Consider the following 18,786-nt stretch of genomic DNA (forward strand, 5'->3'; position numbering starts at 1 on the left):
CCGGAGCGCCGCCTTACCCGAAATAGGCCTTGGCGAGGCTGCTGTAGAGCCCGCCTATCTCGCCGGCGAGATCGTTCAGCGCCTTCACACTCATGTCCGCTGGCTCCTTGATGGCGATGGCTGTGTTGAGCTGCAGGATCTCCTTGGCCGCAGGCGACATGTGCCCTTCGCCGCCGATCGCCGGCAGCAGTCCGATCTCGGCCTTCAGCCGTTCGAGCTGGAACAGGATGGAACGCGGATTGAGCGGATCGAGCGCAAGAAGGTCGATCACCGTGCGGCGGCCGGCTTGCACAGGGTATTGCCGCCGGTGCGTCATGACGCTGTCGCCGATCTCCAGCATCATGTCGAGCGAGCCGTCCGGCGCCTTGTCACTGGTCAGCCGGGCGAGCGTGCTGGCGATCTGTATGCCGCGCTCCAGCCGCCGGCCGATCTCAAGGAAGCGCCAGCCCGCAAAGCGGTACATGTTCTCGTGCAGCAGGCCGGAAAAACCGGCGAGCTTGCGCAGGATGACGGTCATGGCCCGTGTCGCATCATCCCCCGGCGCCACCGTCGTCGCGAACTGATGGATGGTCTTCGACAGGTCCTTGAGGGCCAGCCAGCCATCCGGCGAGAAACGGTCGCGGATCTGGCCGGCGCTGTAGACGGCGCTGTCCAGCGTGCCGATCAGCCCCGATGGGATCGCTGTTTCGACATCGATGCCGAACGGTTCGAGATGATCCCTGATGTCGGCCAGCAACGGCATATCCGGGTCGGAGGTTTCGGCGAGCCGCACATGATAGGCGCGCAGGATGCGCACAGTGTCTTCCGAGCGTTCGATGTAGCGGCCCAGCCAGGTCAGGTTTTCCGCTGCGCGGCTGGGCAGGCTGCCCGGCCTGGTGCGGCTGAAGCTGTCACCCTCTTGTGGCAGCAGCGTCTCGCGCTCCACCGGCCGGTCGCTGACCACCCATACGTCGGCCGCCTGGCCGCCGCGCTGCATGGCGATTGCCGTCGGATCGAGCGACAGGCCGACGCGGGCGAACCCGCCCGGCATCACCGTCCAGCCCTCGGGCGTGCGCGCCAGGTAGACACGCAGGCTCGCCGGCCGCGGCTCCAGCCATCCGCCCACATAGACGGGCGTCGTCGAAAGCGTCACCGCTTCCTGGCCGACGAAAGCGTCGCCGTCGCGCTCGATGCGCGCCACCAGGTCGGCCCGCTCCCCGGCCGACAGCGCCGCGCCGAGCTTGGTCTGGTCGTCGTCCTCGAAGGCCAGCCTCGTCGACAGCGCCGGCCCAATCACCATGCGGTCGATATTGGCGAGCACATGCGCTCGGTCGGATGCCTGACCGCACCACCATGTCGCGACGGTGGGCAGCTTGAGTTCCTCGCCCCGCAATTCGCGCGCGATCTTGGGCAGGAAGGCAAGCAGCGCGCGCGTTTCCATCAGGCCCGAGCCGAGCGCATTGACGGTGGACACGCTGCCTTGCCGGATCGCCTCGATCAGGCCCGGCGTACCGATCTGCGACTCCGAGCGCAGTTCCAACGGATCGGCGAACGCCGCGTCTAGCCGCCGCCACAGCACGCTGATCGGCATCAGCCCGGAAACGGTGCGCACCATCAGCCGGCCCCCGGAAACGGTCAGGTCCTCGCCTTCGAGCAGCATGATGCCGAGATAGCGGGCGATATAGGCGTGTTCGTAATAGGTTTCGTTGAGCGGTCCAGGCGTCAGAATGGCGACGCGGCCGTCAGCTTCCCTGGCCATGCCGATCAGCGCATCGCGAAAGCGCCGGAAGAAGCCGGCAAGCCGGTGCACATGCATCTCGCCATAGATGTCCGACAGCGCGCGGGTCGTGGCGACGCGGTTCTCCAGAGCGAAACCGGCGCCGGATGGTGCCTGAGTACGGTCGCCCAACACCCACCAGCGGCCGTCCGGCCCGCGGCCGAGTTCGAAGGCGCAGAAATGCAGGAAATGGCCGTCGGCCGGACGAGTGCCAACCACGGGCCGCAAATATTCGGGGCTCGCCGCGATCAGTCCGGCCGGCAGGATGCCCTTTTCGACCAGCCGGTTCGGCCCGTATATATCGGCGATGATCTCCTCGAACAGCTCGGCGCGCTGCACCAGGCCGGCGCTGATCGCTGCCCACTCGGCGTCCTCGATGAGCACCGGGACATGCGCCAGCGGCCATTCGCGCTCGTTGGCGCCGGCCTTGTCGTAGACGCGGTAATAGACGCCGGCGTCGCGCAGATACTGGTCGGCACGGGCAAAACGCTGGGCGAGTTCTTCGGCGCCGAGATCGTCGAGCGCCTCGATGAAATGCTTCCAGGCCGGACGGGGATTGCCCGAAGCGTCGACCATCTCGTCGACGACGCCGTCGATCGGCTGGTAGTGCTCCAGCAGGCGATGGATCTGCGCCTTGCCGCGTACCCGCTTGTGATTCCCCTTTGCCATGTCAGATCAGAATCTTGGTGGACGCCGAAGGTCAAGCGTCATGGGGAAATCTTCCGTGGGTTGTTCCTCGCGCAACACATAGGCCGACGGCGTGTGGCCGCGCGCTTCGAAGCGGGCGAGCCGGCGCGCTTCCGCCTCGTTGCCGTTGACCGGAAAAGTGTCGTAGCTGCGCCCGCCCGGATGCGCGACATGATAGACGCAGCCGCCAACCGCCCGACCCGACCAACGGTCGTAGATATCGAACACCAGCGGCGTATTGACCGGCAGTGCCGGATGCAGGCCCGAAGCGGGCTGCCACGCCTTGAAGCGCACGCCCGCCACCGCGACCTCCCTGTTGTCGGTAACCTTCATCGGCACGATGCGGCCGTTGCAGACGACGGCATGGCGCTCCGGATTGAGCCCTTCGGTCTTGACCTGCAACCTTTCGACCGAGGAATCGACGAAGCGCACGGTGCCGCCGATGGCCCCCTGCTCGCCCATGACATGCCACGGCTCCAGGGCCTGCCGCAGTTCCAGCTTGACGCCCGCATATTGGACCTCGCCGCAGAAGGGAAAGCGGAACTCGAGCTGCGCGTCGAACCATTCGGGGCGGAACGTGAAACCGTTGAGCTTGAGGTCGTCGAGAACGCCGAGAAAATCCGCCCAGACATGATGCGGCAGCATGAAGCGGTCGTGCAGCGACGTGCCCCAGCGCACGAAACGGCCGTCGAGCGGGTTCTTCCAGGCACGGGCGATGATCGCCCTGACCAGCAGTTGCTGCGCCAGGCTCATGCGCGCATTGGGCGGCATCTCGAAGCCGCGGAATTCCACCAGGCCCAGCCGTCCGGTCGGTCCATCAGGCGAAAACAGCTTGTCGATGCAGATTTCCGAGCGATGCGTGTTCCCTGTGACGTCGGTCAAAAGGTTGCGGAACAGCCGGTCGACCAGCCATGGCAAAGGCAGGCTGCCCTGGTCCGGACGCGGCACCTGCGCCATGGCGATTTCAAGCTCGTAGAGCGAATCGTGGCGCGCCTCGTCGAAGCGCGGCGCCTGGCTGGTCGGGCCGATGAACAGGCCGGAGAAGAGATAAGACAGCGAGGGATGCCGCTGCCATTGCAGCACCAGGCTCTTCAAAAGATCGGGGCGGCGCAGAAACGGGCTGTCATTGGGCGTCGCGCCGCCGACCACAACATGGTTGCCGCCGCCGGTGCCGGTGTGGCGGCCGTCGATCATGAATTTATCCGCGCCAAGCCGCGTTTGCCGCGCCTCCTCGTAGATCGCCGTGGTCGTCGCCACGCAGTCCTGCCAGTTGGCAGCCGGGTGGATGTTGACCTCGATGACGCCAGGGTCCGGCGCGACGCGGATGACGTTGAGGCGCGGATCATGCGGCGGGCCGTAGCCCTCGATATGCACTGGCAACCCGATCGCCTTGGCCGCGTTCTCGGCTGCCGCCACCAACTCAAGATAATCCTCCAGCGCCTCGACCGGCGGCATGAACACGCAGAGCCGTCCCTCGCGCGGCTCGACCGAAAGCGCGGTACGCACCGCGCCGCCGATCTCGGTGATCTCCTGCTCGACCCGGTCCTGCTGGGCGGTCGCGGCCGTGAACGATGCCGCCTGCTGGCGGCGTGCCATTTCATCGGCGCCCTGAGGTTCGGCCGGAGCCGCCATGGGCAAGATCGCCTCCCGCACGGGCAGCGCACCGCGCGGCTGCGACGGATCGACCGGAACGATATAGGGAAACTGCTCCGGCGGCACGTGAGGCAGCGTGCCGAGCGGCAGGCGGTAGCCGACCGGTGAATCGCCCGGCACCAGGAACAGCCGCCCGCGCCGCGTCGTCCATTTTTCCGAGCGCCAGCGCTGGCCCGACGCCTGGCTGTTCCAGCGCTGCACCGGCAGCACATAGCCCGACGGCTTGGTTAGCCCGCGTTCGAACACCGTCGCCATGCGGCTGCGCTCTTCGGGATCCTCCAGCTTCGAATTGGACGGATCGACATTCTCCGGCAGCTTGCCTTCCTTGAGTAGCCACTCGGCCGGATCCTCATAGGCTTCGCTGACCATGGACGTTTCGATGCCGAGCTCGCCGGCGATCGCGGTCAGCAGGCTCTCGGCCTGCTTCGGACCGATATCGGCTTCGCTTTTCTCCCGCGCGATCAGCGACGGGTCGCTCCACACCGGCTGGCCGTCGGTGCGCCAGTAGAGCGAAAAGGTCCAGCGCGGTAAGCTTTCGCCGGGGTACCATTTGCCTTGGCCATAATGGAGGAAGCCGCCAGGCGTGAAGCGCTCGCGCAGCCTCCGGATCAGCGCATCGGCCTTTTCGCGTTTTGTCGGGCCGACGGCGGCGGTGTTCCACTCGGCGGACTCGAAATCGTCGATCGACACGAAGGTCGGCTCGCCGCCCATGGTCAGCCGTACATCCCCGTCCGCCAGCGCCGCATCGACCTTGTTGCCGAGCGCATCAAGCGCATGCCAGCTTTCATCCGAGAACGGCTTGGTGATGCGCGGATGCTCCGCGATGCGGTCGACCCGCATGTCGAAGCCGAACTCGACATTGGCAAAGCTCGCCATGCCGGAAATGGGCGCTGCATTGCGAAAATGCGGGGTGGCGGCAAGCGGTACATGGCTCTCGCCGGTAAGCAGGCCCGAAGTCGGGTCGAAACCGATCCAGCCAGCGCCGGGAAGATAGACCTCGCACCAGGCGTGCAGGTCAGTGAAATCCACTGATGTACCGGCCGGCCCATCGAGCGCGACGAGGTCGGGCTTGAGCTGGATCAGATAGCCCGAGACAAAGCGCGCGGCGATGCCTAGATTGCGCAGGATCTGCACCAGCAGCCAGCTCGAATCGCGGCACGACCCTTTGGCGGCCGCCAGCGTTTCCTCCGGCGAGAACACGCCGGTCTCCATGCGCACGATATAGGCGATTTCGCGCTGCAGCCGGGCATTGAGGTCGACGAGAAAATTGACCGTGTTTTTCGGGCTGGTATCGATGGTTTTCAGGAACGCCGACAGCAGCGGGCCTGCCGGTTCCGGTGTGCGATAGATGGCGAGGTCGTTGCGTGTCTCTTCCGGATACTCGAACGGGAAATTTTCCGCCGTCTCCTCGACGAAGAAATCGAACGGGTTGTAGACCGTCATGTCGGCGACGAGGTCGACCTCGATCTTGAGTTCGCTCACCGGGTCGGGAAAGACGAAACGGGCGAGGAAATTGCCGTAGGGGTCCTGCTGGAGATTGACGAAGTGGTTCGCCGGCTCGACCTTCAACGAATGGCTGAGCACTTTGGTGCGCGAATGTGGCGCCGGCTGGAGCCTGATCACCTGGGGACCAAGAACCACCGGCCGGTCGTATTTGTAATGGGTCAGGTGATAGACGGCGGCCAGAATTGCCATGGAGCCCCGGAAGATCGGCGTTTAGCTGGCCGAACCCTGACACATCTGGCCGTCATTCTCCAAGCGGATGTTGCGCTGCACCTAACTTAAACGGCTACCGAACCTCAGAAAAACGCTTGGATCCCCGTCTGCGCCCGTCCCAGGATCAGCGCGTGCACGTCATGCGTGCCCTCATAGGTGTTGACCGTCTCCAGATTCTGCGCATGGCGCATCACGTGATAGCCGATCTGGATGCCGTTGCCGCCATGCATGTCGCGCGCCTGGCGGGCGATGTCGAGCGCCTTGCCGCAATTGTTGCGCTTGACGATCGAGATCATCTCCGGCGCCATCTTGCCTTCGTCGAGCAGCCGCCCGACGCGCAACGAGGCCTGCAGCCCGAGCGCGATCTCGGTCTGCATGTCGGCGAGCTTCTTCTGGTAGAGCTGCGTGCTGGCCAGCGGCTTGCCGAACTGCTTGCGGTCGAGGCCATACTGGCGCGCGCGATGCCAGCAATCTTCGGCCGCGCCCATCGAGCCCCAGGAAATGCCGTAGCGAGCCCGGTTGAGGCAGCCGAACGGCCCCTTCAGCCCCGACACGTTGGGCAGCAGAGCATCCTCGCCGACCTCGACGCCTTCCATAACCACCTCGCCGGTGATCGACGCCCGCAGCGACAGCTTGCCGCCGATCTTCGGCGCCGAAAGCCCCTTCATGCCCTTTTCCAGGACGAAGCCACGGATCTCATCCTTGCCGTTCTCGCCCTTCAGCTTCGCCCAGACGACGAACACGTCGGCGACGGGCGCATTGGAGATCCACATCTTGGAGCCGGTAAGCTTGTAACCATTGGCGGTCTTCTCGGCGCGCGTCTTCATGCCGCCGGGGTCGGAGCCGGCATCCGGTTCGGTCAGGCCGAAACAGCCTATCCACTCGCCGCTGGCGAGCTTGGGTAGATACTTCCTGCGCTGTTCGTCCGAGCCATAGGCATAAATGGGATACATCACCAGCGACGACTGCACCGACATCATCGAACGATAGCCGGAATCGACGCGCTCCACTTCGCGGGCGACCAGGCCGTAGGTGACATAGTTGGCGCCGAGGCCGCCGAATTCTTCCGGAATGTTGATGCCGAGCAGGCCGGCCTCGCCCATCTCGCGAAAAATCGCCGTGTCGAAGGTTTCGTTGAGATAGGCCTCCTCGATGCGCGGCGCGAGCTTGTCGGCGGCGAAGGCCGCCGCCCCGTCCCGCACCATGCGCTCGTCTTCCGAAAGCTGGTCCTCGATCAGGAACGGGTCTTCCCAGACGAATGCATTCTTGTCGGCAGCCATGGCGTCTCGATCCTTAAAAACGGGTGAAGCCCGGCTTATCGGCCCACGGCCTGAAAAAATCAAACGAAATTGCTTCACCGATCAATGAGCGTTAGGAATAGATCATGAGCGTCCAACGTCGTCTTTTGCCTAACATCAACGCGCTTGCCGCCTTCGAAGCGGTGGCCCGGCTTGGCAGTTTCACCGCTGCAGCCCAGGAGCTGGATTTAACCCAGGGCGCCGTCAGTCGGCAGATCAGGCTGATCGAGGACCAGTTTGGCCGCCGGCTGTTCGAGCGCGACAGCCGCAATGTCCGGCTGTCGGCGGCGGGCGAAACCTACGCCGAAGTGGTCCGTTCGGCACTTGGCCAATTGCGCGACGCAGCGCTTGGATTGATGAGTAATCGGCATAGCGGCATCCTGAACCTCGCAATCCTGCCGACCTTCGGCACGCGCTGGCTGATGCCGATGATCCCAGACTTCGTCGACAACAATCCCGACATCACCATCAACTTCGTCACCCGCGTCGGCCGCTTCGACTTCGCCAGAGAGCGGCTGGACGCCGCCATCCATTATGGCCTGCCGGACTGGCCCGAGGCAGACTCGACGCTGCTGGTGCGGGAGGTGGTGGCCCCGGTGGTGTCGCCCGAATTTCTCGCCGAGCGCTCCATCGCCACGCCGGCCGACATCGGCCGTCTGCCGCTGCTGCACATGGCGACGCGGCCTGGCGCCTGGACAGAATGGTTTGAGCATCAGGGCCTGAGCGCGCCGACCGGACCGGGTATGCAGTTCGAACAGTTCGGCACCGCCGCCCAGGCCTGCATGGCGGGTCTGGGCGTGGCTCTGCTGCCGCAAATCCTCATCTCAGGCGAGTTGCAGCGCGGCCAGCTAGTGCCCGCGCCCGGCCAGCCTATGCACAGCCGCAGCGCCTATTATCTAGTCGTCCCGCACGACAAGCGCGGCCATCCGCCGGTCGCGAGTTTTCGAGATTGGCTGACGAGCCAGGTTGAAAAGGACCCGGCTGTTCTGGCGTGGTAGCTACTTCCGTTTCAGCGCATCCGCCAACGCCGCGCCGAACGCACCTTGCTGCGCCGGTCGCTCCGGCTGGCGCTGCGGCGCTGGCGAGCGTGGCGCCGGCCTGCCGCCGCCATTGTCGCGCGGGCCGCGCGATGCGCCGCCCTCGCCACCATCCCTGCGCATGGAAAGCGCGATCCGCTTGCGCTTGATGTCGACGTCGACGACCCGCACCTTGACCACGTCGCCGGCCTTGACCACCTCATGCGCGTCCTTGATGAAACGGTCGGCCAGTTGCGAAACGTGCACCAGCCCGTCCTGGTGGACGCCGATGTCGACGAAGGCGCCGAAGGCGGCGACATTGGTGACGGTGCCTTCCAGCAGCATGCCGGGCTTCAGATCCTTGATGTCATCGATGCCATCGGCGAAGGTTGCCGTCTTGAAGCCGGGGCGCGGATCGCGGCCGGGCTTTTCCAGCTCAGCCAAAATGTCGCGCACCGTCGGCAGGCCGAACCGCTCGTCCACGAAAACGCGCGGATCGAGCGCCTTCAGCGCCGCACTGTCGCCCATCAGCGAACGCACATCGCGTCCGCAGGCGGCGACGATCTTTTTGGCCACGCCGTAGGCTTCCGGATGCACGGCCGAGGCGTCGAGCGGCTCGGAGCCGTTCGGGATGCGCAGGAAGCCGGCGCATTGCTCGAACGCGCGCGGCCCGAGGCGGGAAACCTTGAGCAGGTCCTTGCGGCTGGCGAACGGGCCGGTGGCATCGCGGTGCGCGACGATGGCGTCGGCCAGCGACGCGCCGAGGCCTGACACGCGGGCCAGAAGCGGCGCCGAGGCGGTGTTGAGATCGACGCCAACCGCGTTGACGGCGTCCTCGACCACCGCCTCCAGCGAGCGGCCAAGCCGGTACTGGTCGACATCGTGCTGATACTGGCCGACGCCGATCGATTTCGGCTCGATCTTGACCAGTTCGGCCAGCGGATCCTGCAAGCGGCGCGCGATCGACACCGCACCGCGCAATGATACGTCGAGACCGGGGAATTCCGCCGCCGCCGTCGCCGAAGCCGAATAGACCGAAGCGCCGGCCTCGCTGACGATCACCTTGAGCGGCTTCGGCCCGCCGTCGGAAGGCATGTCGGACAGCATGTCGGCCACCAGCTTCTCGGTTTCGCGGCTGCCGGTGCCATTGCCGATCGAGATCAGCTCGACCTTGTGCAGGCGAACGAGCTTGGCGAGCTCCGCCTGCGTGCCACGCACATCGTTCCTGGGCGGGAACGGATAGACCGTTGTCGTCGCCACCAGCTTGCCGGTGCCGTCGACCACCGCGACCTTGACGCCGGTGCGGATGCCAGGGTCGAGCCCCATCGTCGGCCGCGATCCGGCGGGGGCGGCGAGCAGCAGATCCTTCAAATTGCGGGCGAAGACGTGGATCGCCTCTTCCTCGGCCCGTTCGCGCAGGTCGCGCATCAGATCGAGCGTCAGGTGCAGGGATAGTTTTATGCGCCAGGTCCAGCCTGCGACCTCCATCAGCCAGCGATCGCCCGGCAGGCTGCCGCCGATGGCGTAGGCATTGGCGATCATCCGCTCTACCGGCTTCACCGGTGAAGAGTCGTCGGCATCGACCTCGATGTCGAGCGACAGCACCTCCTCGTTGCGGCCGCGCAGCATCGCCAGCGCGCGGTGACTCGGCACGGTGGCCCAGCGCTCGACATGGTCGAAATAATCGGAGAATTTCGCACCCGCCTGCTGCTTGCCGTCGACCACCCTGGCGCGCATGAAGGCGCGTTCCTTCATGTAGCTTCGCAGCTTGCCGACCAGGTCGGCATTCTCGGCGAACTGCTCCGACACTATGTCGCGCGCGCCCTCAAGTGCCGCCTTGGCGTCGGCCACGTCCTCGGTCAGATAGGCCAGTGCGAGTTCCGCCGGCACCAGCGAACGGTCGGCCAGGATGGCTTCCGCCAGGGGTCCCAGCCCACGCTCCCGGGCGATCTCCGCCCTGGTGCGGCGCTTGGGCTTGTAGGGCAGGTAGATGTCCTCCAGCTCGGCCTTGGTGACGGCGGCGGCGAGCTTGGTTTCAAGCTCGTCGGTCAGCTTGCCCTGCTCCCGGATCGAGCCAAGGATGGTGTCACGCCGCGCGTCGAGCTCGCGCAGATAGGCAAGACGCTCCGACAGCAGGCGCAGTTGCGTGTCGTCGAGCCCGCCCGTCACCTCTTTGCGGTAGCGCGCCACGAACGGCACGGTCGCGCCTTCGTCGAGCAGCCCGATGGCAGCGGCAGCCTGTTCGGGCCGCGCTGTAATCTCGGTCGCGATAATGGCTGCGATGCGCTTGATGTCGGATGCCATGCCGTTCCTGCTCTTCTCGAAAAGAGCGGCGACCATAGGCGCAGATATCCTGCCCGCCAACCTTCGCGGTTTCGCCGGCGACAGAGGTCCACAGGAAAGCGCGCCCTAATGTTGCGGCCGCTCAGACCATCCGGCTCAGCGCTTCGAAGAATGCGACGATCTCGAGATCGAGCGGATCGTCGACCGGCTCGGGCTGCGACGACATCTTGGCGATCACCACTTCCGTCCGGGGGTCGACATAGAGCCACTGGCCATGGATCCCGATGCCGCAATAGGCCCCGTTCTCATGTCCTGTCTGGTACCATTTGTTGCGGTAGCGGCCCTTGGGAAACAGCGGCAGCATGGCGCCACGCTGCCAGGCTTCAGAACTGCCGCCGGTTACCGTGGTGTCGCGCACCCAGGCCTCGGGCACGATGCGGCGGCCATTCGCAGTGCCTCCTTGCCGCATCATATCGCCGACGCGCGCCAGATCGCGCGGCGTCACCGAGATGCCGCCGGCAGTGCGCGCCGTGCCCTCCATGTCGACCGCCACCGAAGCTTCGCTGGCGGCGCCCAGCGGCAGCCACAGTTTCTCGCACATCAGGTCGGCGAAGCGCTGGCCGGACGCCCGTTCGAGTAGCAGGCCAAGCAGGTCGGAATTGGGCGACCGGTAGCGGAAGGTCTGGCCATGCGGCTCGGCGAGACGCTGCAGCGTCAGGAGGAATTCACGCAGGCTTTCCGTGCCGCCGCCGGGGTTCCACAAGGTGGCCCGACGGTAACGAGCAAAGGCGCTTTCGGGATCGAGATAGACTTCTTCGAAATCGAGGCTGACACTCATATCGAGCACATGCCGCACGGTAGCCTCGCCATAGGCCGAACCGCCGGCTTCCGGCATGTAGGCCGTCACCGGCGCTTCCGGATCGAACACGCCCTCGCCTTCCAATATGCCGGCCATGATCGCGGTCACCGACTTGCTGATCGAAAAGATGATGTGGCGGGCGCCGAAATCCATATGCGGCGCAAACCAGTCGCCGACGATCCTGCCGCCTCTCATGACGGTCAGCGCATCCGTGTGCGAGCGGCTGAGAAAAGCCGCGACGGTTTCCGGCGTGCTCGCCACCGCGATCTTTTCGTCGAGCAATCCGCCGAAATCCTCGGCCGGCGCCTCGTTGACCGGCAGGGCGGCGACACGCGCGCTCGGAACCAGCTCGCCGACGTTCTGGAATGACCATCGGTTGAACGGATTTTCCCGCCAGTTGGCGAGCAGCACCTGGTTGCGGCGGAAGCCGTAACGGGTCTCGAACGCGGTCTTGCCGGTCATGGCATTTCCTTCCAGGTCGTGTCTTGTGGGGGTTCAGCTCAGCGCGGCGGCGATGGCATGCACGGCCTTCAGCGTGGCCATGGAATAGGCGACATTGCTGAAATCCGGCCAGGTCGAAAGCTTCACCACGACCATCCGCGTATTCCAGTCGATGTGGATCATCTGCCCGAACACGCCCCGGCACATCAGCGCGCGCGAATGGGGATTCTCGATCCAGAACTGGTTGCGGTAGCTGCCCTCCGGCAGGCTTGGACTGAAGCCCGGTCCGTGGCTGCCGCTGCGCGTCGCCTCGATCCAGTCGGCCGGCACGATGCCGCCGCCATTATCGAGGATCAGCTGGCCGAAGCGGGCGTAATCGCGTAGCGTCGCGTTGAAGCCGCCATCGGCCAGCGCGTAGCCGGCGCTGTCGACGGTGAAGCAGGCGCTTTCATCGGCGCCGAGCTTTTGCCAGAGTTCTTCCGAGACCAGTTGCGCCAGCCGCTTGCCGGTCACCCGCTCCAGGATGAACGCGAGCACATCGGTTTCGACCGAGCGGTACTCGAATGCCGCCCCATGTGGCCGAACAATGTCCTTCAAGCCCAGGATCAGCTCGAACATGTGCGCGGGCCAGCGAAAGTCCGGGTCGCTGCCCGGCGGCACCGGCTTCCAGCCGGTGGCGACATCGACCTGGCCGATATCGGAATAGCGATCGGTATATTCCTCGGAAAAGCGCACTCCGCTCGTCATGTCGAGCACGTGCTGGACGCTGGCGCCGGCCCACCCGGTTGCCTTCAGCTCCGGCAGGTAGTCGGTAAGCGGTTTTGTCGGATCGACCAGCCCGCGCCCGGCCAGTATGCCGAACACCGAGCCGGTGACCGATTTGGCCATCGACTGCGACAGATGCAGCGTGCGCTCGTCCATGCCGTTGAAGTAACGCTCATAGGCTATCTTGCCGTCCTTGAGCACCAGGAAACCATCCGTGTAGGTCTCGTCGAGCAGGCCCGCGAGCGTCGAGGCCTTGCCATCGCTGCCCTCGACCGGCAGCCCGTCGAGATCGACCTCTGCGCGTTCGAGGCGGTGACGGTGGCCATTGCCGCGCCAGACTTCGACGGTCGGCAGAATTTCCCTGATGTGCTGGAAAGCCCAGCGGTTCCAGGGCGGCCTGTCCCAGTCGAGCCTTGGTGGCACCATGGCGGGCGGCGAGCCCTGCATGATCGGCGGCCGCGGATCGCTGTTGCGATAGGAGTCCATGAAAGCTATTCCCGGAAACGGAAAAGACCCGGCGGCATGTGCCGCCGGGTCCGTCATGCGGCGATTACTTCTGCAGTTCGGTCCAGATCTTGGTGTAAAGTTCCTGCGTCTCTGGCGCGCACATCTGCTGCAGTTCGCCAAGCGGCTTGGCGTCGGCCGGAATGACGACTTCCGGCGCGTCCTTCATGTCGGCCGGCATGTATTTGTCCGAACCGGCGATGGCATTGGCGTAACGATGGAAGGCCGAGAGGCCGGCCGCGTTTTCCGGATCCATGATGAAGTTCTGGAACAGCTTGGCGTTCTCGACGTTCTTGGCCTCTTTCAGGACGACGACGTTGTCGCTCCACAGGCCATAGCCTTCCTTCGGATAATTGAAGTGGATGGCCGGGTTGGCGAGGCGCTGACGCAAAGCCGAGCCATTCCAGTCGCTGGTTGCCTTGAAGTCGCCGGCGCCCATCTTCTCTATGGTGTTGTATTCCATGGCGATCCAGTTCGGCTTCGCCGCCACCAGCAGGTCACGTACTTTCTTCAGCACCGTCTTGTCGTTGGTGCATTGCTGGCCGCCGACATATTTGATCGCGGCGAACATCACGTCGCCCATCTCCGGTACGACGTTGACCTTACCCTTCAACTCGTCGGGCGTGTTGAAGATGATGCCCCACGTGTTGGCCGGGCCCTTGTAGGCGTCGGTGTTGACGACGACGCCGATCGTGCCCCAGGCCCACGGAACCGTGTATTTGCGGCCCGGATCGAACTCAGGATTGGCCCATTCCGGCGCCACGTTTTTGAAGTTCTCCATCTTGCCCGGATCGGTTTCCTGAACGAGGCCTTCCTTGATCCAGATCGGTACATAGGTCTGCGAAGGCACGGCAATGTCGAAACCGGTGCCGCCCTGGCGCACCTTGGCAAGCGCGGTATCGTTGGAATCGTAGTCGGTGATGGTCACCTTGACGTTGTATTTGGCTTCGAACTTCTTGATCACGTCGGGGCTGGTGTAATTGCCCCAATTGTAGATGTTGAGCACGCCGTCGGCGCGGGCAAGGCCCGTCGAAGCGAGCAACGCCAACCCCATGGCGGACGCCGTTGTCTTCCAGTTCATCGTTTTAACTCCCATTATCGGTTTCAGTCTCGTTTCCTGCTGACAAAGAAAAACAACGTGACGATCGCGACCGAAAGCAGCAGGAAGGCGGTCGATATCGCGTTGATCTCGGGTGTGATGCCGCGGCGGATCTGGCCGAGCATGTAGGTGGGCAGCGTGTCCTGGCCGCCCGACTTGACGAATTCGGTGATGACGACGTCATCGAGCGAGATGACGAAAGCCAGCATCAGGCCGGCGAGGATGCCGGGCCACAAAAGCGGCAGCGTGATGCGGCGGAAGGTCTTCCACGGCGTCGCATAGAGGTCGGCGGCGGCGCGTTCCAGCGTCAGGTCCATATTCTCCAGCCGCGCCCGGATCGGCAGGTAGGCAAACGGGATGCAGAACGCCGTATGCGCGGCGATCAGGTAGCCAAGGCCGGAATAGCCGGTGAAGATCTTGATGCGCGAGAAGAAGATCAGCAGCGCCACGCCGGTGACGATTTCGGGCACCATCAGCGGCTGGTTGATGGCCGCGTATTTGAAGGTCAGCCCGGGATAGGGCGGTGTGCGCGTGGTGGCGAGCGCGGCCATGGTGGCGAAGATGGTGGCAAGGGCCGCCGCTATGGCGCCGATCTGGAAGGAACGCATCGTCGCATCGATGACCTGCGTGTTCTGCCAGGCCGACTGGAACCATTTGAGCGAAAACCCGCCCCATTCCGAGGTCGAGCTCGCCGCGTTGAAGGCGTAGATGACCAGCACGATGATCGGCAAATAGAGCACGACGAAACAGGTTGCCGCGATGGCGGTGAAGCCAGGCTGGTGCTTGATGGAGAAATTGCTAGCCATGACGCACCCCCGACTTGCCGGCGTTGCGCACATAGGCCAGCAGCGCCACCATGACGATGATCATGACCGTGATCGACAGCGCCGAGCCAAGCGGCCAGTTGCGGCCCTGTCCGAACTGCAATTCGATCAGGTTGGACAGCATCATGTTCTTGCCGCCGCCAAGCACGCTCGGCGTCACATAGGCGCCGAGGGCCGGAATGAAGACCAGGATGGAGCCGGCGATGACGCCGGGTTTGACCAGCGGGAAAATGATCTTGCGCAGCACCTTGAAGCGTGTCGCGTAGAGATCGTAGCCGGCCTCGACCAGCCGGAAATCGAGTTTTTCCATGCTGGCATAGATCGGCAGCACCATCAGCGGCAGGTAGACATAGGCCATGCCGATCAGGATCGCCGTGTCGGTGTAGAGGATCTGCACCGGCGCCGAGACGATGCCGAGCTTCAGAAGGATGGTATTGACGATGCCTTCGTTGCGGATGATCTGCAGAACAGCGAAAGTGCGGATCAGAAGGTTGGTCCAGAACGGGATGGTGATCAGGAACAGCCAGAGATCCCTGGTCTTTTCACTGCGCGTCGCCATGAAATAGGCGGTCGGGAAGCCGAGCGCCAAAGTCGCCAGCGTCGTCACCACCGCGAGCTTGATCGAGCGCAGGAAGATGGTGACGTGGGCGGCCGCCAGCGACAGCGTGTCGTCGAAAATGTCGCGTTCCATGAACACCGACACCCAGGCTTCCGGCGAAAATTGCCACTTCACGTCGCCATAGGCGCCGGGCGTCAGGAACGAATAGACGAGCACGATTAGCAACGGGCCGGTCGCGGCGAGCAGAATGACCAGCAGCGCCGGCGCTGACAGCAACCAGCGGGCGCGGACGTCGCGCCGCTCCGCTGCCTTGGCGACTTCTTCGGCGGTGGCCATCAGTCCCTCAGCACTTGCGCGGCGTCGTTGCCGATCAGGATGCCGACCTTGTCGCCGCGCTCGAAACCGCAGCCGGCGCTGCGCGTGTTCTGCTGGCGCACGGTGAAGGCTTCGCCGCTGTCGAGCTGGACATGGATATGCGTGTCGGTGCCGAAATAGACGATGTTGTCGACCGTGCCCGCCAGGTCGCCCTTGCTCCTGGTCAGCTTGGCATGCTCCGGCCTCACCACCACGGTGGCGTTGTCCTTCGGCTGGAAGCCTTCGGCAACGGTCGCCTCGATGGTTGTGCCGGATTTGAGCGTCGCGCGCGCCTTGCCGTTGCCGGTGCCTGATATGGCCGCGGTGAGAAAATTGGTCTCGCCGATGAAGTCGGCGACGAAGCGTTCGGCAGGCTTGTCGTAGATATCCCACGGCGAGCCGACTTGCAGGATCTTGCCCGACGACATCACCGCGATGCGGTCCGACATCGTCAGCGCCTCTTCCTGGTCATGGGTGACGAAGATGAAGGTTATGCCGGTCTCGTGCTGCAGCCGCTTCAACTCGATCTGCATCTCCTTGCGCAGCTTGTAGTCGAGGGCGGAGAGCGGCTCGTCGAGCAGCAGCACCTTCGGTTGCGGCGCGAGCGCCCGGGCCAGCGCCACGCGCTGCTGCTGGCCGCCGGAAATCTGGCCGGTGCGCCGGCCCGCCAGCGCCTCCATCTTGACCAGCTTCAGCATCTCGGTAACGCGCGCCTTGATCTGCGCCTTGGGCTTGCCCAGCATCTCCAGGCCGAAGCCGATATTGTCTGCCACCGTCATGTGAGGGAACAGCGCATAGGACTGGAAGACGGTGTTGACCGGCCGCTTGAAGGGCGGCAATGGCGCGATGTCCTGGCCGTAAAGCAGGATTTCGCCGGCGGTTGGAAAGTCGAAGCCGGCGATCAGCCGCAGCAAGGTGGTCTTGCCGCAGCCGGATGGTCCCAGCAGTGTGAAGAATTCGTTTTCGCGGATGGATACCGAGACTGTGTCGAGGGCAGCGACCTGCCCCTCACCCGATCCGAAAATTTTGCTGACGTTTACTACTTCAATCGCATTCCGATCCGGTTTGTCCGGCACGATTACGCCTCACTGTTGACCCCGCTCTTGCTGGCGGAGCTTTTCCCCTGTTGGATGTGACCACACGGCCGGTGGGTTGGCAAGTCCGGCATTGAATCACAGTTCAGTCGGTCATTTCAGTCCGCCATTTCAGCAGGCAGGCCGCATGCCATGTCAGGCCTGGTAGGTGACTTTGCCGCCGCAGATCGTCGTTACCGGGCGCACCTTGTGCAGGTCGGCCGGTGCCGTTTTTTCGATGTCGGCCGACAAAACCACCAGATCGGCCATATAGCCTGGCTTCAGCGTGCCCTTGCGGTGCTCGGCGAATTCGGCATAGGCGCCCTCGACCGTGTAGGCGGCAAGCGATTCACGCAGCGAGAAGCTCTGGTCCGGATCGCTTGATGCCCATGGTTTGCGCATTACTGCCGCCTGGATGCCCAGGATCGGATCGATCGGCGACACCGGCCAGTCCGACGCGAACACGACATGCGCGCCGGCATTCTTCAGGGTGCGCCAGGCATAGCTCAGCGGCCAGCGCGCCGGCCCGATGCGCGAGACGGTCGGCTCCAGCGGAAAATCCATGGCGCCGGGCGGATGCGGCGGCTGCATGGAGGCGATGACGCCGAGTTCGGCGAAACGCGGCACATCAGATGCGGCGATGACCTCTATATGTTCGACACGATGCCGGCTGTCGCGCTTGCCATTGGCCTTTTGCGCCGCCTCGTAGCCGTCGAGCACGGCGCGCACCGCGCCGTCGCCGATCGAATGCACGGCGATCTGCAGGCCGCGCCTGTCGACGGCGACGGCGAGATCGATGAATTGCTGGGGCGTGAACAGGGGTTCGCCCACCCAGTCGGGACGGTCGGCATAGGGCTCGATCATGACGGCCGTCCAGGAATCGAGCACGCCGTCGTAGAACACCTTGACCATGCCCGACGACAGCCACTCGCCATTGTAGCGCTCGGCCATCGCCGACGCCTTGTCGAGCATGTCGAGCGTCATGAAATTCTTGTAATGGAAGGGTATCTGCACCCGGCAGGGCAGCCCCTCCTCGGCCTCGATCTCGGCCAGCAGTTCGAGCTGGTAGAGATTGCCGTCCATGTTCTGGATCGAGGTGATGCCGTGGCGCGCGCACCAGGCGAGGCCTCGCCGCATGATGTCGCGGTCGGCGGCGCGTTCTTCCGCCGATGGCATCGGGTTTGGCTCGCCGCCCGTCGCCAGCCCGAGCCGCACCCGGCCCTCCCCGGCAAGATCGAGCACCGGGCCGAAAGCCTCGCCCTCGCGCAATTCGCCATTGGCCAGGCCATCGTCGCCCATGACGATTTCGTTGCCGGGGCCAAGCGTGCGCCCATTCAGGATGCCAGCCAAGTCCAGCGCGTTGGTGTTGGCCCACATCGTATGGTGATCGGGCGCGGCCATGACGAAGGGCCGGTCCGGCAGGATCGCGTCGAGATGGTGCCGCGTCACCCGCTCGTCGCCGAGCACGGTGTAGTCGACGCCCTGTCCGACCAGCATCTTGGCATCGGGGTGCGTCGACGCGTAGTCGCGGATCGCCTTTTGCAGCGCCTCGAAACCGTGGACGCCCGACAACTGGAGATGGGCAAGCTCGGCCGCGCCTGAAAACAGATGCATGTGGGCTTCGATGAAACCCGGGATCACCGAACCGCCCCTGGCGTCGATGACCCTGGTGGCCGGCCCCTTGAACTCTTCGATGGAGGCGTGGCTGCCGAGAGCGACGATGGCGCCATCCTTGACGGCAACGGCTTCGGCGGTCGGATTGTCATCGTCCATGGTCAACACACGACCATTGATGACGATCAGATCCGCCTTGTGACCCGCACCCGTGACCGACATCGCGACTCCGCGCTTTTGACTGAGACCGACAACCACTGCCCACGAGCTGCCGCTCCGCAGGAG

General features: G+C 64.5%; 12 protein-coding genes. 1 reads left to right on the forward strand and 11 read right to left on the reverse strand.

Annotated features, from left to right (window positions below; translation table 11 throughout):
- Nucleotides 1–13: 13 nt before the first annotated feature.
- The 3 genes from FJ867_RS04870 to FJ867_RS04880 form a co-directional block, all read right to left on the reverse strand.
- Nucleotides 14–2,425, reverse strand: coding sequence for a circularly permuted type 2 ATP-grasp protein (locus tag FJ867_RS04870; RefSeq protein WP_140816692.1), 2,412 nt, complete (start codon nt 2,423–2,425; stop codon nt 14–16).
- Between the two features lie 6 nt (nt 2,426–2,431).
- Complete coding sequence (locus tag FJ867_RS04875) at nt 2,432–5,791, reverse strand: transglutaminase family protein (RefSeq protein WP_140686577.1); 3,360 nt, start codon at nt 5,789–5,791, stop codon at nt 2,432–2,434.
- 104 nt (nt 5,792–5,895) lie between these two features.
- The gene (locus tag FJ867_RS04880) at nt 5,896–7,092 is read right to left on the reverse strand and encodes an acyl-CoA dehydrogenase (protein WP_140496189.1); all 1,197 of its coding nucleotides are present in this window, start codon (nt 7,090–7,092) and stop codon (nt 5,896–5,898) included.
- Nucleotides 7,093–7,196: 104 nt separating this feature from the next.
- Here FJ867_RS04880 and FJ867_RS04885 point away from each other — a divergent pair, with 104 nt between their 5' ends.
- Nucleotides 7,197–8,108: a LysR family transcriptional regulator gene (locus FJ867_RS04885; RefSeq protein ID WP_140496190.1), complete on the forward strand. Its 912-nt coding sequence runs from the start codon at nt 7,197–7,199 to the stop codon at nt 8,106–8,108.
- Here FJ867_RS04885 and FJ867_RS04890 read toward each other — a convergent pair whose 3' ends face one another.
- The 8 genes from FJ867_RS04890 to FJ867_RS04925 all read right to left on the reverse strand — a co-directional run bounded on the left by FJ867_RS04890 (nt 8,109) and on the right by FJ867_RS04925 (nt 18,723).
- The gene (locus tag FJ867_RS04890) at nt 8,109–10,430 is read right to left on the reverse strand and encodes a Tex family protein (protein WP_140816953.1); all 2,322 of its coding nucleotides are present in this window, start codon (nt 10,428–10,430) and stop codon (nt 8,109–8,111) included. It abuts the gene before it with no gap.
- 121 nt (nt 10,431–10,551) lie between these two features.
- Nucleotides 10,552–11,730, reverse strand: coding sequence for a serine hydrolase (locus FJ867_RS04895; protein WP_140816694.1), 1,179 nt, complete (start codon nt 11,728–11,730; stop codon nt 10,552–10,554).
- A gap of 33 nt (nt 11,731–11,763) precedes the next feature.
- Nucleotides 11,764–12,960, reverse strand: a complete 1,197-nt coding sequence (locus tag FJ867_RS04900; RefSeq protein ID WP_140816696.1) for a serine hydrolase — start codon at nt 12,958–12,960, stop codon at nt 11,764–11,766.
- A gap of 64 nt (nt 12,961–13,024) precedes the next feature.
- Nucleotides 13,025–14,059 (reverse strand): extracellular solute-binding protein, encoded by a 1,035-nt coding sequence (locus tag FJ867_RS04905; RefSeq protein WP_140496193.1) that lies wholly within the window; start codon nt 14,057–14,059, stop codon nt 13,025–13,027.
- Between the two features lie 23 nt (nt 14,060–14,082).
- Nucleotides 14,083–14,883 carry an ABC transporter permease gene (locus FJ867_RS04910; RefSeq protein ID WP_140496194.1) on the reverse strand — a complete coding sequence of 267 codons (801 nt, stop codon included), beginning with the start codon at nt 14,881–14,883 and terminating at the stop codon, nt 14,083–14,085.
- Nucleotides 14,876–15,796 (reverse strand): ABC transporter permease, encoded by a 921-nt coding sequence (locus tag FJ867_RS04915; RefSeq protein ID WP_140522306.1) that lies wholly within the window; start codon nt 15,794–15,796, stop codon nt 14,876–14,878. The genes FJ867_RS04910 and FJ867_RS04915 overlap by 8 nt, the downstream gene beginning before the upstream one ends.
- On the reverse strand, nt 15,796–16,890 hold the full coding sequence (locus FJ867_RS04920) for an ABC transporter ATP-binding protein (RefSeq protein ID WP_140816698.1): 1,095 nt from the start codon (nt 16,888–16,890) through the stop codon (nt 15,796–15,798). The genes FJ867_RS04915 and FJ867_RS04920 overlap by 1 nt, the downstream gene beginning before the upstream one ends.
- 153 nt (nt 16,891–17,043) lie before the next feature.
- Nucleotides 17,044–18,723, reverse strand: a complete 1,680-nt coding sequence (locus tag FJ867_RS04925) for an amidohydrolase (protein WP_140816700.1) — start codon at nt 18,721–18,723, stop codon at nt 17,044–17,046.
- Between the last annotated feature and the right edge of the window lie 63 nt (nt 18,724–18,786).

Origin of the sequence: Mesorhizobium sp. B2-5-3, assembly GCF_006441005.1 — a bacterium.
In the GTDB taxonomy this organism is placed as follows: Bacteria; Pseudomonadota; Alphaproteobacteria; order Rhizobiales; family Rhizobiaceae; genus Mesorhizobium.